We start from the raw sequence: 20,447 nt of genomic DNA on the forward strand, positions 1-20,447 counted from the left end.
ATTCGCCGCGGCGAGTTCAAGACCCCCCGACGATGGATAACCTTCCACCATGAGTGTGCAGCGGATTATGGGCATCGAGACCGAGTACGGGATCTCCGTGCCCGGGAACCCCGGTGCCAACGCGATGGTGACCTCCACGCAGGTGGTCAACGCCTATCTCGCGGCCTCGGCCGCCAGGGCGCGCAAGGCCCGCTGGGACTTCGAGGAGGAGAACCCGCTCCGCGACGCGCGCGGCTTCGACCTCGCCCGCGAGGTCGCCGATCCCACCCAGCTCACCGACGAGGACCTGGGGCTGGCCAACGTCATCCTGACCAACGGCGCCCGCCTCTACGTCGACCACGCCCACCCCGAGTACTCCGCGCCGGAGGTCACCAACCCCCGCGACGCCGTGCTCTGGGACAAGGCCGGCGAGCGCGTGATGGCCGACGCCTGCCACCGCGCCGGGTCCATCCCCGGCGTCGAGCCCATCCAGCTCTACAAGAACAACACCGACAACAAGGGCGCCTCCTACGGCTGCCACGAGAACTACCTGATGCGCCGCTCCACGCCGTTCGGCGACATCGTCCGCCACCTCATCCCGTTCTTCGTCTCGCGCCAGGTGGTGTGCGGCTCCGGTCGCGTGGGCATCGGCCCCGACGGGCGCGACAGCGGTTTCCAGATCAGCCAGCGCGCCGACTTCTTCGAGGTCGAGGTGGGCCTGGAGACCACCCTCAAACGCCCCATCATCAACACCCGCGACGAGCCCCACGCCGACCCGGACAAGTACCGGCGGCTGCACGTCATCGTCGGCGACGCCAACATGAGCGAGATCTCGACCTACCTCAAGCTCGGCACCACCGCCATCGTGCTGGCCATGGTCGAGGACGGGTTCCTCAACGTGGACCTGTCGCTGGAGACCCCGGTGGCCGACCTGCGGGCGTTCTCCCACGACCCCTCGCTCACCCACGCCGCCCGGTTGCGCGACGGCCGCCGGATGACCGCGGTGGAGCTGCAGCGCCAGTACCTGGAGCTGGCCCGCAAGTACGTCCAGGACCGGTTCGGGCCCGACGTCGACGCGGACACCGCCGACATCCTGGACCGCTGGGAGTCCACGCTGGACCGCTTGGCCGCCGACCCCATGCAGCTTTCGGAGGAGCTGGACTGGGTGGCCAAGCTCAAGCTGCTGGAGAGCTACCGCAGCCGCGACAGCATCGACTGGGGCCACCACCGCCTTCAGCTCGTCGACCTGCAGTACTCCGACGTGCGCCCCGACAAGGGCCTGTACAACCGGCTGGTGGCCCGCGGGCGCATGCAGCGGCTGCTGTCGGAGGAGGAGGTCGAGCGCTCGATCACCGAGCCGCCCGAGGACACCCGGGCCTACTTCCGCGGGCGCTGCCTGGCCAAGTACGCCGACTCGGTGGCCGCGGCGTCCTGGGACTCGGTCATCTTCGACCTGCCCGGCCACGACTCCCTGCAGCGCGTGCCCACTCTGGAGCCGCTGCGCGGCACCCGCGAGCATGTGGGCGCGCTGCTGGACCGCTCGGCCACCGCCGCCGACCTGGTGTCGGTCCTGACGGGGGACCGCCGCTGAGCGCCGGGCGCGGTGCGCCCTTCCCGCCGCGCCGCGGCGGGAGGGGAATCCCCGCCCGGCGGCCCGCGTTCGTCCGGATGAAGGGCGACCGCCGGGGCCGCCCCGAATAACGCGCAGACAACGGGCGCCGTGATCAAGGTTGAGGTGCCCGTGCTTGGGCCAAGATAAGGGCGAGAGCTCCACTGAGGAGGTTGCATCCATGGCGACGAAGGACACCGGCGGTCAGAAGCACGGCAACCGCCGCGACGAGGATGTCGACGAGACCGAGACCGAGACCGAGGCCGCTACCGAGGCGCAGGAGCGCAACGAGAAGCTGGACGAGGACGTCGACGACATCCTCGACGAGATCGACGAGGTCTTGGAGAGCAACAGCGAGGACTTCGTGCGGCAGTTCGTGCAGAAGGGCGGTCAGTGATCCCGCGACCGGGCCGCGCCGCCCGGGCGCACCGATCTCGGGCGCGGGCCCGCGGGCCCGCGCCCGAGAACTCTCTCGGGCGCTGACCTCGGGCCTGCGGTCGGCCTGCACCCCGCGCCCGCGCGGGCGGGCCGGTTCGCTCTCAGCGGAGCCCCGGCACTGTGGTGCACCGCCCCGCCACGGCGGTCACTAGGGTCGTCGGTACCAGCCAACAGAACAACCTCTACGCGTCCCGCCCGCCCCCAACCGGGCGGGACGCCCACTGAAGGGAGTCGAGTGTCCGAAGCGTTCGACGGCGGCGGACAGCTACCAGCCGCGTTCATGAATCCGGGAACCTCCTCATTCTCCGAGTTCCTCGGCGCGGTCGCTCCCGACCTGCTGCCGACCGGCCGGGACCTCCCGCAGGGGGCGACCGCATCGCATTTGACCCCCGAGGCCACCACGATCGTCGCGTTGACGTTCCCCGACGGCGTGGTCCTGGCGGGTGACCGCCGGGCCACCTCCGGCAACGTCATCGCCAACCGCGACATGGACAAGCTCTACCGCACCGACGAGTTCTCGGCGATGGCCATCGCGGGGGCGGCGGGCATCGGCATCGAGCTGGCCAAGCTGTTCCAGGTGGAGCTGGAGCACTACGAGAAGATGGAGGGGCGTTCGCTCTCCCTGGTCGGCAAGGCCAACCGGCTGGCCACGATGATCCGCGGCAACCTGCCGATGGCTCTGCAGGGCTTCGTGGTCCTGCCGCTGCTGGTCGGCTACGACCAGGACCGCGGCCAGGGCCGCATCTTCAGCTACGACCCGGTCGGCGGGCGCTACGAGGAGCACGACTTCCACTCGATCGGCTCGGGCTCGGTCTACGCCCGCGGTGCGCTGAAGAAGCTGTTCGCCACCGACCTGGGCGAGGAGGACGCCGCCGTCGTGGCGATCCAGGCGCTCTACGACGCCGCCGACGACGACTCCGCCACCGGCGGCCCCGACCTGCACCGCAGGATCTACCCGCTGGTCGACGTCATCACCTCCGAGGGCCACCGCCGCATGTCGGAGGAGGACGTCGCCCGCCTGGCCACCGCGGTGGTCGAGGAGCGCGCCGAGCGCCCCGACGGCCCGCGGGCACCGCTGCGCTGAGCCCCCCGCCCGACGATCTGTAGCAAAGGAACGATTCGCGGTGTCGATGCCGTTCTACGTCTCGCCCGAACAGAGCATGAAGGACAAGGCCGACTATGCGCGCAAGGGCATCGCGCGCGGCCGAAGCGCCGTCGTCCTGCAGTACGACGGCGGCATCCTGTTCGTGGCCGACAACATCTCCCGGACCCTGCACAAGATCAGCGAGCTCTACGACCGCATCGCCTTCGCCGCGGTGGGCCGCTACAACGAGTTCGAGAACCTGCGGCAGATGGGCGTGCGCATGGCCGACGTGCGCGGCTACGCCTACGACCGCAGCGACGTCAGCGGGCGGGTGCTGGCCAACGTCTACGCCCAGACCCTGGGCACCGTCTTCAGCGAGAGCAACAAGCCCTGGGAGGTGGAGATCGTCGTCGCCGAGGTGGGCGAGGACCCCGCCGACGACCAGATCTACCGCATCACCTTCGACGGCTCCGTGGTCGACGAGCAGGGTTTTCTGGCCATGGGCGGCTCCGCCGAGCAGGTCACAACGGCACTGAAGGACCGCTTCGACTCGGACGCCTCGCTGGGCGACGCGCTCAACGCCGCCGTGCACGCACTGCGCCAGGAGAACGGCGAGGAGCGCACCCTCGACTCCAGCGGGCTGGAGGTGGCCGTGCTGGAGCGCGCGCGCCGCGAGCACCGCAAGTTCCGGCGCATCACCGGCGACCGGCTCAGCGCGCTCATCGACGGCGGCGGCGCAGGCGCGGCGGAATCCGCCGCCTCGGATTCAGCCGGCACGCAATCGGGCAGCGGCTCCGCAGACGGGCAGAACGGCTCCTGAGGACCGCACCCGCCGGAGTTTCTGTGGCCATCCTGCTGCCGATAAATAGGCTGGGAGTCGTTGCAGCGCTCCGGCACGGGCCGGATGCGGCGACACGGACGGGATTGGTGAGGCCAGATGGAACGTCGGATCTTCGGTCTTGAGAACGAATACGGCGTCACCTGCACGTTCCGGGGCCAGCGGCGGCTCTCCCCCGACGAGGTGGCGCGCTATCTGTTCCGCCGCGTGGTCTCCTGGGGCCGCAGCAGCAACGTGTTCCTGCGCAACGGGGCCCGCCTCTATCTCGACGTGGGCAGCCACCCCGAGTACGCGACGCCCGAGTGCGACAACCTCGCCGACCTGGTGGCCCACGACAAAGCCGGCGAGCGCATCCTGGAGGGCCTGCAGGTCGACGCCGAGCAGCGGCTCCACGAAGAGGGCATCGCCGGCGAGATCTACCTGTTCAAGAACAACACCGACTCCGCCGGCAACTCCTACGGCTGCCACGAGAACTACCTGGTGGGTCGGCACGGCGAGTTCGGCCGGCTGGCCGACATCCTCATCCCGTTCCTGGTCACGCGCCAGATCGTCTGCGGCGCTGGCAAGGTGCTGCAGACCCCCAGGGGCGCGCTGTACTGCGTGAGCCAGCGCGCCGAGCACATCTGGGAAGGCGTCTCCTCGGCCACCACCCGCTCGCGCCCCATCATCAACACCCGCGACGAGCCGCACGCCGACGCCGAGCGCTTCCGCCGGCTGCACGTCATAGTGGGCGACTCCAACATGAGCGAGGTCACCACCCTGCTCAAGCTGGCCTCCACCGACCTCGTGCTGCGCATGGTCGAGAACGGGGTGGTCATGCGCGACTTCACCCTGGAGAACCCCATCCGCGCCATCCGGGAGGTCAGCCACGACATGACCGGGCGGCGCAAGGTCCGCCTGGCCAACGGCCGCGAGGCCAGCGCCCTGGAGATCCAGCGCGAATACCTGGAGAAGGTGCAGAACTTCGTCGACCGCAACGGCACCGACGCCACCGGCAAGCGGGTGCTGGAGCTGTGGGCGCGCACCCTGGAGGCCGTCGAGACCCAGAACCTCGAACTGGTCGCGCGCGAGATCGACTGGGTGGCGAAGTACCTGCTGCTGGAGCGCTACCGCGAGAAGCACGGCCTGTCGCTGTCCTCGCCGCGGGTGGCCCAACTCGACCTCACCTACCACGACATCTACCGCGACCGCGGGCTCTTCTACCTCATGCAGCGCAAGGGGCAGATGGACCGCGTGATCGGCGACCTGCAGACCTTCGAGGCCAAGTCGGTCCCGCCGCAGACCACCCGGGCCCGCCTGCGCGGCGAGTTCATCCGCAAGGCCCAGGAGAAGCGGCGCGACTTCACCGTCGACTGGGTGCACCTCAAACTGAACGACCAGGCCCAGCGCACCGTGCTGTGCAAGGACCCGTTCAAGGCGGTCGACGAGCGCGTCGAGAAGCTGATCGCGGGAATGTAGGAGGCGTTCGGAAACGCCGGTATGTAATCGGTATGTAGTCGTTCGACTCCGGCTCTTACGTTGTTCTCACTTAGCTGGTGCATTATGGGCACTCCGATAGTGTGTCGGGGACCCGAGCCGGATATTTGAGGTAGTGACCTATGCGACTGCGTGCCGCCGCCATCGCGGTGCCTTGCTTTGCTGTGATGCTCGCGGTGTCGAGCTGCGGTGCCGTCCCCGAGGACTGGCGCACACCTGCATTCCTGCAGACGGGCGAGGAAGAGCTCGACGACCGCCTGCCCGAGGTCAGCGGCAAGGTCGGCAAGGAGCCCGAGGTCGACTTCAGCGGCAAGGCCCCGCCCCAGGAGCAGATCTCCGGCGTGGTCGAGCAGGGCAGCGGCGAGAACGAGCTGATCCGCGACAGCGACATCATCCAGGCCGATGTCGTGGAGTACCAGTGGACCGCCGAGGGCAAGGCGGAGCAGACCCAGTCCACCTACGAGGCCGGCGCCCCCATCCTGCTGAACCTGGGCCAGCTCAGCGAAGACCTCAAGCAGGGACTCGTGAACCAGCCGGTGGGCAGCCGGATCGTCTACGCCTTCCCGCCGCAGGACCCCGCTCAGGCACAGCAGACGGGCCAGCCCTCGCCCGAGCCGGGCAGTTCGGTGTCGGTCCTGGACGTTCGCGACCGCTACGGCGAGGCCGAGGTCGTACCCGGTGAGCAGACCACGAACGGCGGCGACGGCCTGCCCACCGTCAAGCAGCCCGGCCACGACCAGCCCGAGATCACCATCCCCGAGGACACCGAGCCGCCGGAAGAGCTGCAGACCGTGCCGCTCATCGAGGGCGGCGGCCCCGAGGTCGAGGCGGGTCAGCAGCTGGTGGTGCAGTACACCGGCATGCAGTGGAGCAACGGGGAGGTCTTCGACTCCACGTGGACCAGGCAGGGCGCCGAGGGCGTGCCCTCGACCTTCATCATCGGCGACGGCCAGGTGATCAAGGGCTGGGACGAGGGCCTGGTCGGGCAGCAGGTCGGCAGCCGCATGCTGCTGGTCATCCCGCCGGATCTGGCTTACGGCGAGAACGCCGCGCAGTCGGGCTCGCCCGAGGGCACGCTGGTCTTCGTGGTCGACATCCTCGACGCGGTCGACAGCGCGCCGCCCCAGGAGCAGTCCGGCTCCGGCGGCAGCGGCTCCGGAGGCGGCAGCGGTTCCGGGAGCGGCTCCGGCTCCGAGGGCGGCGGTGGTTCCGAGGGCGGCGGCTCCGGCGGGGGTTCCGGCTCCGGCGGCGGATCCGGCGAGTAGGCCGCCCGGCTAGGACACGCAGCGCTTCGAGGGGCCGGCCCGCGCGGGCCGGCCCCTTTCGTGTCTCCACCCGCCCCCTGCCCGCCCGCGGCGTGCGGGGCCGGGCCGCACCCGGCCACGCGCCGATCGCCGCGGCGGCCTGTGCACGGTGCCGCCCCGGGGCGCCGGGCACGGTACCGTCAGGGCTGACGGACCCGCGGCTTCGACGCGCGGAAGAGGTAGGGGGAAGGTCGATGTCGAGCAAGAAGACCGAGCGCCAGCTCAACCTGGTGATCTGCCTGCTGGCCACCCGCCGCTTCCTCACCGCGCGGGAGATCCGCACCACGGTCGCCGGCTACGAGGAGGCCGAAGGCGACGCAGCCTTCAAGCGCATGTTCGAGCGCGACAAGCGCGAGCTGCGCGACTCCGGCATTCCGATCGAGACCGGCGGCGGCGACCTGTGGAGCGGCGAGGAGGGCTACCGCATCCTGCGCGCCCACTACCAGCTCCCCGAGATCGAACTGCTGGCCGACGAGGCCGCCGTGCTCGGGCTGGCCGCTCGGGCCTGGCGCCACGCCGCGCTCGGCGACGCCGCCGCCGGCGCCCTGCTCAAGCTGCGGGCGGCCGGCGTACCCGTCGACACCGACGCCGCCCCCGCCATCACCCCGGTGCTGGGCACCGACGAGCCCGCGTTCCTGCCGATCTGGCAGGCGGTCCGCGACCGGCGGCCGGTCGCCTTCGACTACCGCAAGCCCGGCGACGAGGTGGCGCGGCGCCGCCTGGAGCCCTGGGGCGTGGTCAACGTGCAGGGCCACTGGTACGTCGCCGGCTACGACCGCGACCGCGGGGCCCAGCGGGTGTTCCGCCTGGGGCGGATCGTGGGCGCGGTCGAGATCGCCTCCGCCGGGCCGCCCGTCGAGGTGCCCGAGGGTGTGGACGTGCGCTCGGTGGTGCGGCGGGGCCGCCGCGGCGAGCCGCAGAACGCGGCGCGGGTGCTCGTGCGCGCCGACTCCGCCCACGAGCTGCGCCGGGGTGCGCTGCGCATCGTACCCGGCGAGCACACGGCGGGCGGGCTGCGCTGGGACCGCATCGACCTGCCCTACACCGACGTGGCCGACCTCGTCGGCGCCGTCGCCCGCTTCGGCGACCGAGCGGTGATCGAGGCACCCGAGTCGGCCCGCGACGCGATGGCCGCACACCTCGCCGAGCTCGCCGCCCGCGACCCCGACCCCGAGACCGCGGCCGAGACCGACGCCGAGGCCGAGCCGGCCGCCGCCACCCGCCGCCACTCGGCCTCCTCCGAGCAGCTGCGCCGACTGCTGATGCTGGTGCCCTACGCGCTCAGCCACGACGTGCGGGTGCCCGAGGTCGCCGCCCATTTCGGGCTGAGCCAGCGCCAGGTGCTCAAGGACCTGAGCCTGCTGTGGATGTGCGGCCTGCCCGGCTACACCCCCGGCGACCTCATCGACGTCGACCTGGAGGCCGCCGAGGCCACCGGCGAGATCATCATCGGCAACGCCGACACCCTGGCCCAGCCGCTGCGGCTGACCGCCGACGAGGCCGCCAGCCTGGTCGTCGGCGTCGAGCTGCTGGGGGAGCTGCCGGGCGTGGCCGACAGCGAGGCCCTCAAGCGGGTCGGCGAGAAGCTGCGCGCGGCTGCGGCCGCGCCCTCCGGCGCCGCCGACCAGGCTGGCGGCCCGCACGGCGCCCGCGGGGGTGAGGCCGCCGAGGGGCCCGACGATCCGCTGGAGCGGCTGACGGGTTCGGTGGGCGTGCGCATCGAGCTGGGCGACGACGTCCGCGACGTCCAGCGGCGCTGCGACGAGGCCCTGCGCGCGGGGCAACTGCTGCACCTGCGCTACCTCTCCGGCTACGTCGACGAGGTCACCGAGCGCGACGTCGACCCCATGGGGCTGGTGGTCCACGACGGCCACGCCTTCCTGGAGGGCTGGTGCCGACTGCGCGGCGACGTCCGGCTCTTCCGCCTGGACCGGGTGCTGGACCTCACGGTGCTGCCCGAGCCCGCCGAGGTCCCCGCACGCGCCCGGCGCCGCGACCTCAGCGAGGGGGTGCTGCAGCTGTCGGCCGACGACGCCCGTATCACCCTCGACCTGGAGCCGTCCGCGCGGTGGGTCACCGAGGAGTACCTGTGCTCGTCGGTGCGGGAGGCGGAGGGCGGCGGCGTGCGTGCGGTGCTGCGCACTCCGGCCCCGGAGTGGGTGTGCCGGCTGGCGCTGCGGCTGGGATCGCAGGGGCGCGTGGTGGCTCCGATCGAAGTGGCCGAACGCGTCCGCGAAGAGGCACGGCGAGCCCTTTCGGCCTACGGGGCCGCGGACCTAGGATGACACACCGGGGTCGGCCGATCGGGATGCGTGCACAGCGCTCGGGGCGGAATCGCTCCTTCGGGCGGTGTGTAGGCGGTTCGGGCGGCTGATCGGTCCGGTTCATCCGCTGTCCATCACCACCTGTGGCAACAGGCGGTAAACTGGGGATGTGTTCTTGTTCGCTGTGCTGGCTGCGCTGACCCTCGCCGGGTTGATCTGCGTGGGCGTCCTCGCCCTGCGGATGCTGGGCGAGCTGCGCCGCCTCCGCGAGCAGCTCGCGCGGACCCGCGACGAGGTCGATCCGGCATACGGCAGGCTGCGCGCCCGGACCGGGCGCGGGCGGGTGGACGCCCCATGATCCCGATGCCGGCGGGGCGTACCATCGACGGCGCAGGTAGCGCCGGGGAAAGAGGTTGAGACATGGGCTTCGACGTCCGTACTTTGCTCATTCTGCTGCTGATCGCGCTGGTGCTGTTCGGCGCGCGGCGGCTTCCCGACCTGGCTCGGTCCCTGGGCCGCAGCGCCCGGATCCTCAAGTCGGAGACCAAGGGCCTCCACGACGAGGAGTCCGAGGACAAGGACAAGGACAAGTCCGAGCAGCAGCAGGCCCAGCAGCAGGAGACCGCCGCGTCCGGCGGCGCCGACGCCTCCCGACAGCAGCCGTCGCAGCAGAACGGTTACAGCGGCTACCCGGAGCTCCCGGCCGGTCAGCAGGTCGTCGACGAGAACGGTGAGCCGGTCCGCCGCAGCTACGGCGGCTAGGCTGAGCGGGCCGCCGCGGCGGGCGGTCCGGGTGTGTCCAGCGCGGCCGGTGGCGGGCGCGGTCAGGTTCGAGGAGCGTAGCCAACGATGCAGGTGGGCCGAGCACGGCGGCGGGAGCCGCGGGATCCCGAAGGCCGCATGCCGCTGATGGAGCATCTGCGCGAGCTGCGCAACCGCCTGGTCAAGGCGCTGCTGTTCATCGCCGCGGGCACCGTGGTGGGCTACCTGGTCTACGACCCGGTGTGGGCCTGGTTGAAGGAGCCCTACCTCTCCCTGCCCGCGTCCCAGCGCGGCGGCACCGATGAACTGGTGTTCACCGGCGTCTTCGACGCGTTCTTCGTCGCCTTCCGGGTGTGGGTGATCGTCGGGCTCGTCGTGTCCTGCCCGTTCTGGCTCTACCAGCTGTGGGCGTTCGTCGCCCCCGCCCTGAACGGCCGCGAGAGGCGCTACACCTACGTCTTCGTGCCGATGGCGGCGGTGCTGTTCGTGGCCGGCTCGGTACTGGCCTACTACATCACCGGGCTGGCGATGTCGGTGCTGTTCGGCTTCGCGTCCGAGGGCATGGTCCCGCTGATCACCATCACCAACTACCTGGGCTACATGACCCTGATGATGCTGGTGTTCGGCCTGGGCTTCGTGGCGCCCCTGCTCGTCGCGCTGCTCAACCTGATGGGCGTGGTCACCCACGAGGCACTGGCCCGATCGCGCCGCCTCATCCTCTTCGGGATCTTCGTCCTCTCCGCGGTCGTCACCCCGGCCGAACCGCTGTCCATGCTGGCTCTGGCCATCCCGCTCGTCGCGCTGTTCGAGGCCGCCGAGCTGTTCTGCTTCGTCAACGACCGGCGCCGCAGCCGGCACGACGAGCTGGCCGGGCTCGGCGACGACGAGATCTCCCCGCTGGATGACGAGGAGTCGGTGTCCGAGGCTGAGCCGAAGCGCTAGTCTCGGATACGCCGGTCCCCGAGCAGCGGGGGCAGACCCGACGCCGCCCGAGGAGCACTCAGATGGACGACGCCACCGGTACGCCGCAGGACCTCCCGCCCGAGGCACGGGGCAACACCAAGTGGCACGACACCACCCACGCGGTGTGGAAGCGTTCGTCGCTCTCGCGCGCGGACTCCTCGGCCGTCGTCGAGGTCGCCAAGTTCGACGACGGCTACCGTGCCGTCCGCGACGGCAAGCACCCCGAGAAGGGCACCCTGTTCTTCACCCCCGCCGAGTGGGACGCGTTCGTGCTGGGCGCCAAGGACGGCGAGTTCGACATCCCCGAGGAGTACCTCACCGCCGAGGAGGCCGCCATCCAGCGCGGCGAGGTCCCGGTGACCGCGGTGGTCTCGCCCGCCTCCCAGGAGGCTGCGGACCCCGCTGCGGGCGAAGGCGACTCGGCGAGCTGACGCCCGGCTCGCCGGTGCCGATGTAGCGCCGATACGGCGCCGTCCGCGCCGGTGCTGCGAGCCGGGCCGGGGCAGCGCTGCGGAACGTGCGCCTCACCCGCCGCAACGCCATAGGCTTGGTGGACATGAGTACCCACGCCGCGCGGTACGCCGCCTTCCGTCGGCGCCAAGCCGAGTCCAGCGCCGCCATCGAGGAGTTCCAGGGGCTCTACGGTTTCGAGTTCGACCGCTTCCAGATCCGGGCCTGCAAGGCGCTGGAGTCGGGCGACGGGGTACTGGTGGCCGCCCCCACCGGTTCGGGAAAGACCGTCGTGGGGGAGTACGCGGTGCACCTGGCGCTGCGTGACGGCGCCAAATGCTTTTACACCACGCCCATCAAGGCGCTGTCCAACCAGAAGTACACCGACCTGGTGCGCCGCTACGGCGCCGACCAGGTCGGCCTGCTGACCGGCGACAACAGCGTCAACGGCGAGGCGCCCATCGTGGTGATGACCACCGAGGTGCTGCGCAACATGCTCTACGCCGGATCCCACACCCTGGCGCGGCTGGCCTATGTGGTCATGGACGAGGTCCACTACCTCGCCGACCGCTTCCGCGGGGCGGTGTGGGAGGAGGTCATCATCCACCTGCCGGAGTCGGTGCGGGTGGTCGCGCTCTCGGCCACCGTCAGCAACGCCGAGGAGTTCGGCGAGTGGATGCAGCAGGTGCGCGGTGAGACCACGGTCATCGTCGACGAGAAGCGACCGGTCCCGCTGTGGCAGCACGTCATGGCCGGAAAGCGCATGCACGACCTGTTCGTGCCGATCGAGGAGAGCACCGACGGCGGCGACGGGCAGAGCGGCCAAGGCGGCCAGGGAGCCGAGAAGAAGGGCGGCGGGCGCGGCAAGCGCACCCGCAAGCGCGACCGGTCCGGCGCGGACGCCTCCGCCGAGATCAGCGTCAACGGCGAGCGCATGCGGGTCAACCCGCGGCTGATCCGGCTTGCCCAGGAGGACGACCGCATCACCCAGCTCGCGCACCGCAAGCGCCCCCCGCAGACCCGGGCGCGGACCTCGGCCAAGCCGCGGACCAAGTACGCCCCGCCCAACCGGGTGCAGATCGTCGACGAACTCGACCGCGAGGGCCTGCTGCCCGCGATCGTGTTCGTCTTCAGCCGCGCCGGCTGCGACGACGCCGTACGTCAGTGCATGTACTCCGGTCTCGCCCTCACCACCGAGGAGGAGGCCGCCGAGATCCGCAGCTACGCCGAGCGCCAGTGCGCCGACATCCCGCCCGCCGACCTGGCGGTGCTGGGCTACGACGAGTGGCTGCGCGCGCTGCAGCGGGGCGTGGCCGCCCACCACGCCGGCCTGCTGCCCACGTTCAAGGAGGTCGTGGAGACGCTGTTCTCGCGCGGCCTGATCCGGGCGGTCTTCGCCACCGAGACCCTGGCGCTGGGCATCAACATGCCGGCGCGCACGGTGGTCATCGAGAAGCTGGACAAGTGGAACGGCGAGACCCACGCCGCCCTGACCGCGGGGGAGTACACCCAGCTGACCGGCCGCGCCGGGCGGCGCGGGATCGACGTCGAGGGCCACGCGGTCGTGGTGTGGCAGCCCGGCACCGACCCCGAGGCCGTCGCCGGGCTGGCCAGCACCCGCACCTACCCGCTGAACTCCAGTTTCCAGCCCTCCTACAACATGGCGGTCAACCTGGTGGGCCAGGTGGGTCGTGAGCGCAGCCGCTCCATGCTGGAGGCGTCCTTCGCCCAGTTCCAGGCCGACCGGGCGGTGGTGGGCCTGGCCAAGCAGCTGCGCAAGCAGGAGGAGGCCATGGAGGGCTACGCCCAGGCGGCGCAGTGCCACCTGGGCGACTTCATGGAGTACGCGGCGCTGCGGCGCGAGCTCAGCGACCGGGAGAACCAGGCGGCGAAGGGCCGCAGTGCCCGCCGCCGGGAGGAGGCGGTGCGCAGTCTGGAGCGGCTGCGGGCCGGAGACATCATCCGGGTGCCGTCCGGCCGCCACACCGGTTTCGCGGTGGTGCTGGATCCCGGGCTTAAGGGCGATCTGCCCGCTCCGCTGGTGCTGACCGCCAAACGCCAGGTGAAGCGGGTGAACGCGGCGGATTTCCCGGTCCCGGTGGAGCCGGCCGGGCGGCTGCGGATCCCGAAGAACTTCTCCGCCCGCTCGGCGCAGTCGCGTACCGACCTCGCCTCCTCGCTGCGCAACAAGCTCGACGAGACCGGCGGCGTGGATCCGGCCAAGCAGCGCACGGGCGACGGCGAGGCCGACGACCCCGAGATCACCCGCCTGCGCCGGGAGCTGCGGCAGCACCCCTGCCACGGCTGCGAGGACCGCGAGGACCACGCGCGCTGGGCCGAGCGCTACTTCCGGCTGCGCAAGGAGACCGAGTCGCTGCGGCGCCGCGTCGAGGGGCGCTCCCACGTCATCGCCCGCACCTTCGACCGCGTCTGCGGCGTGCTGGAGACCCTGGACTACCTCGACGGCGACACCGTCACCGAGGAGGGGGCGCGCCTGGCCAAGGTCTACTCCGAGCTGGACCTGCTGGTGTCGGAGTGCCTGCGCCGCGGGCTGTGGGAGGATCTCGCGCCTGCCGACCTGGCCACCTGCGTGGCGTCGCTGGTCTATGAGTCCAGGCGCAACGACGACCCCTTCCCGCGCGTGCCCGACGGGCAGCCGACCGAGGTGCTGGAGGAGATGGAGCGGCTCTGGGGCGAGCTGCACGAGGTCGAGCGCGACAACGGCGTCGGGTTCCTGCGCCGGCCCGACCTGGGCTTCGTGTGGACCACCCATCGCTGGGCCCGCGGCGACCGGCTCGACCGCATCCTCGTCGAGGCCGATATGCCCGCCGGGGACTTCGTGCGCACCACCAAGCAGCTGATCGACATGCTGGGCCAGATCGCCGGCGCCGCGCCCGAGGACAGCGGCATCCGGCGCAACGCACGCCGCGCGATGGACCTCGTCCGCCGCGGGGTGGTCGCCTACTCCTCGGTGAGCTGATCCGGCGCGCCGCGCGTCGACCGGACCGGGATGCGCCGGAGCTCGGCGCGCCGCGGCCGGCGGGCCGGGGATCGGCGAGGCGACGCCGTGTCCGCCGGCGTACGGTGCCGTGCTCGACAGACCGCCTCGACGGGGCGGGCGACGGGGCGGGGCGCAGCACAGGCGCGCCGACCCCGGCACCGGGAGGCGGAGAGGGCGGCGCCCGCCCCGTGGTCCTGGACACATCCGCGCGGCGCGCGCGGGCAGCGGGGCATGCCGGGTCCGTGACGGGATAGGTCTAGAGCCGACGGACCGGTTCGACGCGCTGCGGGGCACCACCGCCGGCGACCGCGGCGCTCAGGACGAAGAATGCGGGGCTCAACATGGCGGCGCGCACGCTGCTGGTCACCAACGACTTCCCCGGCCAGAGGGGCGGCTTCGAGACGTTCGGGAGCCGGCTGGCTCGGCGGCTGGCCGGCGGAGACGGCGCGGGGGTGGTCGTCCACACCGCCTCTTCGGGCAACGGCGGGTACGACGACTACCAGGACTACCCGATCGAGCGCGACTCCGGTCCGCGGCTGCTGCCGACCGCGCGCACCGCGCGCCGGGTGGCCCAGCTGATGCGCGGCTACGGGTGCGACCGCGTGCTGCTCGCCGAGGCGGGACTGGGCCTGGTGGCGCCGCGGCTGCGTCCCCGCTCCGACGGCGAGGTGGTCGCCGCGACCCGCGGAGCACGCTCATGGGGACCGGCCGCGCGGCCGATGCTGCGGCGTATCGCTTCGGGGGCCGACGTGCTCGCCTATCCGGACGAGTCCGCGCGCGAGGACGCCGAGACCGCGCTACCGCCCGACTCCGCGGTACGGCTGGTGCGGCTGACAGCGGGAGTGGACACCGACACCTTCCGCCCGGGGCTGGACGGCGCTGCGAGCCGGCGCCGACTCGGCTTGGGGGAGGGGCCGGTGATCCTGTCCGCGGCCCGGCTGGTGCGCGGCTGCGGCGCCGACAGCCTCGTCCGGGCGATGACATGGCTGCGCGTGCGCTTTCCGGGGGTGCGGCTGGTCGTGGCCGGGGACGGACCGGATCTGCGGCGCCTGCGGTCGCTCGCCGCGTGGGCGGGGGTGGCCGAGGACGTCGTGTTCGCGGGTCCGGTCGCCGAGGAGGACCTGCCGCCGCTCTACGCCGCGGCGGACATCTTCGCCCTGCCCTGCCGCAGCGGCTCGGAGAGGGGGAACCCGGCGTGGAGTCCCCGCATGCTCGAAGCGGCGGCGTGCGGACTGCCCGTCGTGGTCGGTGGTTGGGGCCCGGCACCGGACCGAGTGCGCCACGGCGAGACCGGTTACGTGGTCGACGGGGACGACGCGCGCGGCGTGGCGCGGCGGCTCTCCCTGCTGCTGGCCGACCCCCGGACGGCCCGCGCGATGGGTGAGCGCGGCCGCGACTGGGTGCTGCGGGAGTGGACCTGGAAGCGGATCCTCGCGCGGCTGGACCACACGCGGACGGGGGACTGAGCCGGCGGGAGGGCGGCGAAAAGTTGCGCCCGCGGTAGTCGGGTCGGGTGCCCGCTGGTGGCGGTGATCAGCGGGGCGGCTCTGGTTTGCTGGGCGGTCTTGTGGTCTGCCGGTGGAAGGTGGCCTGGAGAAAAGCGGCGGCGAGGGCGGTGGATGGCCGAGCCCGCGGTCAACGCACCGGGTGCTGGCCGATGGCGGTCCTGGCGGGGGCGGCGTTGGGCCGCCGCGGGCCGGTCGGCGCACCCAACGCGCGGTTTTCACCGGATTGCGGCCGCGATCTGGTCGAAACCCTGCGTTGGACGGCACCGGTCCAGCCGAGTCTGTCTGTGGGGCTGGATTCGGCGCCGAATCCAGCCCCACAGACAGACTCGGCGTGGCTTTTCCCGATACCGTGAAGTTATGGCCACGGAATGCGTTTTCCCGCGGCCATAACTTCACGATGACGCCGGACGAACCGGCATACCGGACATACCGGCGCCGGGTCGCCGTCGCACGCGCCACCGCCCGCGAACAGGGCCGGTGCCCGCCGCCCTCGTCGGGCGCCCAACCGGCGGGCACCCTGCCGATGGGCACGGGCTGGGCCATCCGCTACCGTCGCCGCCGCTTTTCCGTCCAAGACGCCTGGATGCCGCCCGGTGTCAAGGCCGCACAGTCGACCGCAGGCGCCACCCGGGGCTCAGAGCACTGCGTGTTACCGCCCGGTGCCGGGGCCGAACCACAGTGCAGCGCGGGCGTCGCCGCAGGCGGCGGCGAGCCGGGCGGATTCGTTCGGTCGCCGGGTTGCCGCCGGGCGGTGGCGGCGGCACGGCGAAGGTGCGAGAGTGTAGTCGGACGTCCTATTAGTTTCCGAGTTGTGCCCGCGCGACGGGCGGCGATCCCGCCCACGACTCAGGGGAGCCGGCAATGGCCCACGAGCGCATCCTGCCCACACCCGAGGCCGAGGACCTGCTGGAGCTGGTCCGCGGCATCGCCGACAAGGAGTTGGCCCCCCGGGCCGCCCGCGACGAGGAGGCGGGCGTCTTCCCGCGCGACGTCTTCGACCTGCTGGGACGCTCCGGGCTGCTGGGGCTGCCCTATCCCGGCGAGTACGGCGGCGGCGACCAGCCCTACGAGGTCTACCTCCAGGTCGTCGAGGAGTTGGCCGCGCGCTGGCTGGCTGTGGGGCTGGGGCTGAGCGTCCACACCCTCTCCTGCTTCCCGGTGGCCGCCTACGGCACCGAAGCACAACGCGCGGCACTGCTCCCCGAGATGCTCGGCGGCGAGCGGCTGGGCGCGTACTGCCTCTCCGAGGCCCAGTCGGGCTCCGACGCCGCGGCCATGGCCACCCGCGCCCGCCCCGGTGGGGAGGGCTACGTCGTCGACGGCGCCAAGTCCTGGATCACCCACGGCGGGGTCGCCGACTTCTACACCCTCTTCGCCCGCACCGGTGGGCCCGACTCCGGCGGCCGCGGCATCAGCTGCTTCCACGTGCCCGCGGCCACGCCGGGCGTCCGGGCGGACCCGCCCGAGCGCAAGATGGGGATGTCCTCCTCACCCACCGCGGTCGTGCGCTTCGACGAGGCCCCGACCGCCGCCGACCGACGCATCGGCGAGGAGGGCCAGGGCTTCGCCATCGCCATGGCCGCGCTGGACTCCGGCCGACTCGGCATCGCCGCGTGCGCCGTCGGTGTGGCCCAGGCCGCGCTGGACGCGGCCGCGGAGTACTCCCGCACCCGCCGCCAGTTCGGCCAGGCCATCGGCGACTTCCAGGGGATCGCGTTCATGCTCGCCGACATGGCCACCGGGGTCGAGGCGGCGCGGGAGCTGTACCTGGCGGCCGCCCGCCGGCGCGATGCGGGGCGCCCCTTCGGCACGCAGGCGGCCATGGCCAAGCTCTTCGCCACCGATACCGCGATGCGGGTCGCCACCGACGCCGTCCAGGTGCTGGGCGGCTCCGGATACACCCGCGACCTGCCCGCCGAGCGGCTGATGCGCGAGGCGAAGGTGCTGCAGATCGTCGAGGGGACGAACCAGATCCAGCGCATGGTCATCGGCCGCGACCTGGCCCGGGCCGCCGACGCCGCCGAAACCGGGGCCCGATAGCGGAAACGACTTCATAACAGGCGTCTCGCAGGACCTGGGCAGGTCACGACATCCGCTGATACAAGGGGGCGAGTGCCGCTGCGGCGTGGGTCACAAACCCGTGTGACGCAGTCGGCGTTTCCGCGGTCGGCGACCACCGGCCGCGGGTGACCGAAGGCGCGAAAAGATCGGCGGAGGCGAATATGGCCCAGGTCCGGCTGGCCGGGATCGGCAAGACCTACCCGGACGGCACGAGCGCGGTCTCGGCGCTCGACCTCGACATCGCCGAGGGGGAGTTCCTCGTCCTCGTCGGCCCCTCCGGGTGCGGCAAGACGACCGCGCTGCGCATGATCGCCGGCCTGGAGGAGATCACCTCGGGGACGCTGACGATCGGCGACCGCACGGTCAACCGCACCCCCGCCCGCGACCGCGACGTGGCCATGGTCTTCCAAAGCTACGCCCTCTACCCGCACTTATCGGTGCGCGACAACATCGCCTTCGGGCTGCAGCTGCGCAAACTGCCCAAGCGCGAGATCAAGCAGCGGGTGGAGGCCGCCGCCGAGACCCTGGGCCTGACCGAGCACCTCGACCGCCGCCCCCGCAACCTCTCCGGCGGCCAGCGCCAGCGGGTGGCCATGGGCCGGGCCATCGTCCGCCAGCCCCAGGCGTTTTTGATGGACGAGCCGCTGAGCAACCTCGACGCCAAGCTGCGGGTGCAGATGCGCGCCGAGATCTCCCGCATCCAGCGCGACCTCGGTGTGACCACCGTCTACGTCACCCACGACCAGGTCGAGGCGATGACGCTGGGCGACCGGGTCGCCGTGCTGAAGAAGGGCGTGCTGCAGCAGGTCGCCGCACCCCAGGAGCTCTACAACCATCCCGCCAACCTTTTCGTCGCCGGGTTCATCGGCTCGCCGTCGATGAACCTGTTGCAGGCGCGCATCGAGGCCGACGGCCCCGGAGCCCGCCTGGATCTGGGCGGCCACACGCTGGCGGTGCCCGCCGAGCTGCTCGCCGAGCGCCCCCGCCTGCGCGAGTACCTCGGCCGCGACATCGCCGTGGGCATCCGCCCCGAGGACATGGACGACGCCGAACTCGGCCACGAGGACCCCGGCGCCGTGCTCACCTCCACCACCGACCTCGTCGAGGCGCTCGGCGCCGAGCTGCTGGTGCACTTCCGGCTGCCGGCGCCGCCCGTCGTCACCGAGGACACCAAGGAGCTGGCCCGAGACGCCGGCGCCGACCAGGTCGACGCCGCCACCCCTGACAGCGACGTCATCGCCCGGTTCAGCCCCCGATCGCAGGCCCGCACCGGCCAGCCGGTGCGGGTGCGGGTCGACACCGCGCGCCTGTACTTCTTCGACCCCGCCACTGGAGACGCCGTCTGGGGCGACGCCGTCTCCGCCACCGAGCAGAAGGAGGGAACACATGCCTGAGCACATGTGGAGAGGACGCGCCGCGCTCGCGGTGACCGCGGTCGGCGCGCTGGCGGCGGCGACCGCCTGCAGCCCGGGATCGACGCAAAGCGGGGGTTCCGGCGACCTGGCGGGCGTGGAACTGCTGGTGGCGGCCAAGTGGACCGGCGTCGAGGAGGAGAACTTCACCGAGGTGCTGGCCGGGTTCGAGGAGGAGACCGGCGCCACTGTCACCTACGAGTCCACCGGCGAGGACACCGGCGCCTACCTCGGCCCCAAGATCGAGGCGGGCGAGCCGCCGGACGTGGCCATCCTGCCCCAGCCCGGCCTGGTCCAGGAGTACGCCGCCCAGGATGCGCTCGTGCCGCTCTCCGGCGACGCGGCCACCGCACTGCAGGAGAACTACACCGACTACTGGCGCCAACTGGGCTCCGTCGACGGCGAAGCCTACGGCGTGCTGCTGAAGGCCGCCCACAAGTCCATCATCTGGTATCGGCCCGACGCCTTCGACCAGGCGGGCGTCACCCCGCCGGGGACCTGGAGCGACCTCACCGGCACCACCGCCACCACGCTCTCCGAGGCCGGGATCACGCCCTTCGCCATGTGCGGCGCCTCGGGCTGGACGCTGACCGACTGGTTCGAGAACGTCTACCTCTCCCAGGCCGGACCGCAGAAGTACGACCAGCTCGTCGCCCACGAGATCCCCTGGACCGACGACAGCGTCGTGCAGACCCTGGAGACCCTCGCCGAGGTGTGGGGCGAAGAGGAGTGGATGGCCGGCGGCACCCAGGGCGCGGTGCAGACCGACTTCCCCACCTGCGTCTCCGAGGTCTACGGCCAGGAGCAGGCCGCCATGGTCTACGAGGCGGACTTCGTGGCGGCGAGCGCCGAGGAGGCCGGCGCGACGGTGGGCGAGACCGCCCAGGCGTTCCCGTTCCCGGCCGTGGGCGAGGACTCCGACGCCCCCGTCGTGGTCGGCGGCGACATCGCCGTGGCCATGAGCGAGGCCGAGGGCGTGCAGCGGCTGATGGCCTACCTCGCCTCGCCCGAGGCCCAGACCACCTGGGCCGGGCTCGGCGGCTACCTCTCGGCCAACTCCCAGGTGGAGGCCGGCGCCTATCCCGACGAGTTCACCCGGACCCTGGCCCAGACCATCCTGGAGGCCGGCGACGACGTCCGCTACGACCTCTCCGACCAGGTACCCAGCCAGTTCGGCGCGACCGAGGGCAAGGGCATGTGGGCCGCTCTTCAGGACTTCCTGCGCGACCCCTCCGACCCCGAGGCCGCGGCCGAGAAGCTCGAACAGGCCGCTGCGGCGGCGGAGTAGCCCCGACATG

General features: G+C 72.0%; 16 protein-coding genes. All 16 read left to right on the forward strand.

The window, feature by feature from the left end; translation table 11 throughout:
* The first annotated feature begins 49 nt into the window (after positions 1-49).
* A complete protein-coding gene (gene dop / locus EKD16_RS11595) occupies positions 50-1,570 on the forward strand; it encodes a depupylase/deamidase Dop (protein ID WP_341351879.1) in 1,521 nt (506 codons plus the stop codon).
* A 199-nt stretch (positions 1,571-1,769) separates the two neighbouring features.
* Positions 1,770-1,985, forward strand: coding sequence for a ubiquitin-like protein Pup (locus EKD16_RS11600; RefSeq protein WP_131098392.1), 216 nt, complete (start codon positions 1,770-1,772; stop codon positions 1,983-1,985).
* Between the two features lie 276 nt (positions 1,986-2,261).
* Positions 2,262-3,110 (forward strand): proteasome subunit beta, encoded by an 849-nt coding sequence (gene prcB / locus EKD16_RS11605; RefSeq protein ID WP_207391506.1) that lies wholly within the window; start codon positions 2,262-2,264, stop codon positions 3,108-3,110.
* A gap of 46 nt (positions 3,111-3,156) precedes the next feature.
* The gene (gene prcA / locus EKD16_RS11610) at positions 3,157-3,930 is read left to right on the forward strand and encodes a proteasome subunit alpha (protein ID WP_131102411.1); all 774 of its coding nucleotides are present in this window, start codon (positions 3,157-3,159) and stop codon (positions 3,928-3,930) included.
* Positions 3,931-4,047: 117 nt separating this feature from the next.
* A complete protein-coding gene (gene pafA, locus EKD16_RS11615) occupies positions 4,048-5,406 on the forward strand; it encodes a Pup--protein ligase (protein ID WP_131098393.1) in 1,359 nt (452 codons plus the stop codon).
* Positions 5,407-5,591: 185 nt separating this feature from the next.
* On the forward strand, positions 5,592-6,689 hold the full coding sequence (locus tag EKD16_RS11620) for an FKBP-type peptidyl-prolyl cis-trans isomerase (protein WP_242677350.1): 1,098 nt from the start codon (positions 5,592-5,594) through the stop codon (positions 6,687-6,689).
* A gap of 233 nt (positions 6,690-6,922) precedes the next feature.
* Positions 6,923-9,013 (forward strand): helix-turn-helix transcriptional regulator, encoded by a 2,091-nt coding sequence (locus EKD16_RS11625; protein WP_131098395.1) that lies wholly within the window; start codon positions 6,923-6,925, stop codon positions 9,011-9,013.
* Positions 9,014-9,161: 148 nt separating this feature from the next.
* Positions 9,162-9,350: a hypothetical protein gene (locus EKD16_RS11630; RefSeq protein ID WP_131098396.1), complete on the forward strand. Its 189-nt coding sequence runs from the start codon at positions 9,162-9,164 to the stop codon at positions 9,348-9,350.
* Positions 9,351-9,412: 62 nt separating this feature from the next.
* Complete coding sequence (tatA, locus tag EKD16_RS11635) at positions 9,413-9,754, forward strand: Sec-independent protein translocase subunit TatA (RefSeq protein WP_131098397.1); 342 nt, start codon at positions 9,413-9,415, stop codon at positions 9,752-9,754.
* Positions 9,755-9,892: 138 nt separating this feature from the next.
* A complete protein-coding gene (gene tatC, locus EKD16_RS11640; protein ID WP_131102413.1) occupies positions 9,893-10,696 on the forward strand; it encodes a twin-arginine translocase subunit TatC in 804 nt (267 codons plus the stop codon).
* Positions 10,697-10,758: 62 nt separating this feature from the next.
* Positions 10,759-11,148: a DUF397 domain-containing protein gene (locus tag EKD16_RS11645; RefSeq protein WP_131098398.1), complete on the forward strand. Its 390-nt coding sequence runs from the start codon at positions 10,759-10,761 to the stop codon at positions 11,146-11,148.
* 125 nt (positions 11,149-11,273) lie between these two features.
* Positions 11,274-14,147 carry a DEAD/DEAH box helicase gene (locus tag EKD16_RS11650; RefSeq protein ID WP_131098399.1) on the forward strand — a complete coding sequence of 958 codons (2,874 nt, stop codon included), beginning with the start codon at positions 11,274-11,276 and terminating at the stop codon, positions 14,145-14,147.
* A 362-nt stretch (positions 14,148-14,509) separates the two neighbouring features.
* Positions 14,510-15,634, forward strand: coding sequence for a glycosyltransferase family 4 protein (locus EKD16_RS11655; protein WP_131098400.1), 1,125 nt, complete (start codon positions 14,510-14,512; stop codon positions 15,632-15,634).
* A gap of 903 nt (positions 15,635-16,537) precedes the next feature.
* On the forward strand, positions 16,538-17,716 hold the full coding sequence (locus EKD16_RS11660) for an acyl-CoA dehydrogenase family protein (RefSeq protein WP_131098401.1): 1,179 nt from the start codon (positions 16,538-16,540) through the stop codon (positions 17,714-17,716).
* A gap of 182 nt (positions 17,717-17,898) precedes the next feature.
* Positions 17,899-19,131, forward strand: coding sequence for an ABC transporter ATP-binding protein (locus tag EKD16_RS11665; RefSeq protein WP_131098402.1), 1,233 nt, complete (start codon positions 17,899-17,901; stop codon positions 19,129-19,131).
* Positions 19,124-20,437 (forward strand): ABC transporter substrate-binding protein, encoded by a 1,314-nt coding sequence (locus tag EKD16_RS11670; protein ID WP_131098403.1) that lies wholly within the window; start codon positions 19,124-19,126, stop codon positions 20,435-20,437. Before EKD16_RS11665 ends, EKD16_RS11670 begins: the two co-directional genes overlap by 8 nt.
* Positions 20,438-20,447: the final 10 nt, after the last annotated feature.

The organism is Streptomonospora litoralis (genome assembly GCF_004323735.1).
Classification (GTDB): Bacteria; Actinomycetota; Actinomycetes; order Streptosporangiales; family Streptosporangiaceae; genus Streptomonospora; species Streptomonospora litoralis.

What these genes read in the sequence shown, in the direction of transcription:
- tatC (WP_131102413.1), top strand. Translation starts at nt 9,893, where the DNA reads ATGCCGCTGATGGAGCATCTGCGCGAGCTGCGCAACCGCCTGGTCAAG.
- EKD16_RS11655 (WP_131098400.1), top strand. Translation starts at nt 14,510, where the DNA reads ATGGCGGCGCGCACGCTGCTGGTCACCAACGACTTCCCCGGCCAGAGG.
- prcA (WP_131102411.1), top strand. Translation starts at nt 3,157, where the DNA reads ATGCCGTTCTACGTCTCGCCCGAACAGAGCATGAAGGACAAGGCCGAC.
- EKD16_RS11670 (WP_131098403.1), top strand. Translation starts at nt 19,124, where the DNA reads ATGCCTGAGCACATGTGGAGAGGACGCGCCGCGCTCGCGGTGACCGCG.
- EKD16_RS11645 (WP_131098398.1), top strand. Translation starts at nt 10,759, where the DNA reads ATGGACGACGCCACCGGTACGCCGCAGGACCTCCCGCCCGAGGCACGG.
- EKD16_RS11620 (WP_242677350.1), top strand. Translation starts at nt 5,592, where the DNA reads ATGCTCGCGGTGTCGAGCTGCGGTGCCGTCCCCGAGGACTGGCGCACA.
- dop (WP_341351879.1), top strand. Translation starts at nt 50, where the DNA reads ATGAGTGTGCAGCGGATTATGGGCATCGAGACCGAGTACGGGATCTCC.
- pafA (WP_131098393.1), top strand. Translation starts at nt 4,048, where the DNA reads ATGGAACGTCGGATCTTCGGTCTTGAGAACGAATACGGCGTCACCTGC.
- EKD16_RS11625 (WP_131098395.1), top strand. Translation starts at nt 6,923, where the DNA reads ATGTCGAGCAAGAAGACCGAGCGCCAGCTCAACCTGGTGATCTGCCTG.
- EKD16_RS11650 (WP_131098399.1), top strand. Translation starts at nt 11,274, where the DNA reads ATGAGTACCCACGCCGCGCGGTACGCCGCCTTCCGTCGGCGCCAAGCC.
- EKD16_RS11600 (WP_131098392.1), top strand. Translation starts at nt 1,770, where the DNA reads ATGGCGACGAAGGACACCGGCGGTCAGAAGCACGGCAACCGCCGCGAC.
- EKD16_RS11665 (WP_131098402.1), top strand. Translation starts at nt 17,899, where the DNA reads ATGGCCCAGGTCCGGCTGGCCGGGATCGGCAAGACCTACCCGGACGGC.
- tatA (WP_131098397.1), top strand. Translation starts at nt 9,413, where the DNA reads ATGGGCTTCGACGTCCGTACTTTGCTCATTCTGCTGCTGATCGCGCTG.
- EKD16_RS11660 (WP_131098401.1), top strand. Translation starts at nt 16,538, where the DNA reads ATGGCCCACGAGCGCATCCTGCCCACACCCGAGGCCGAGGACCTGCTG.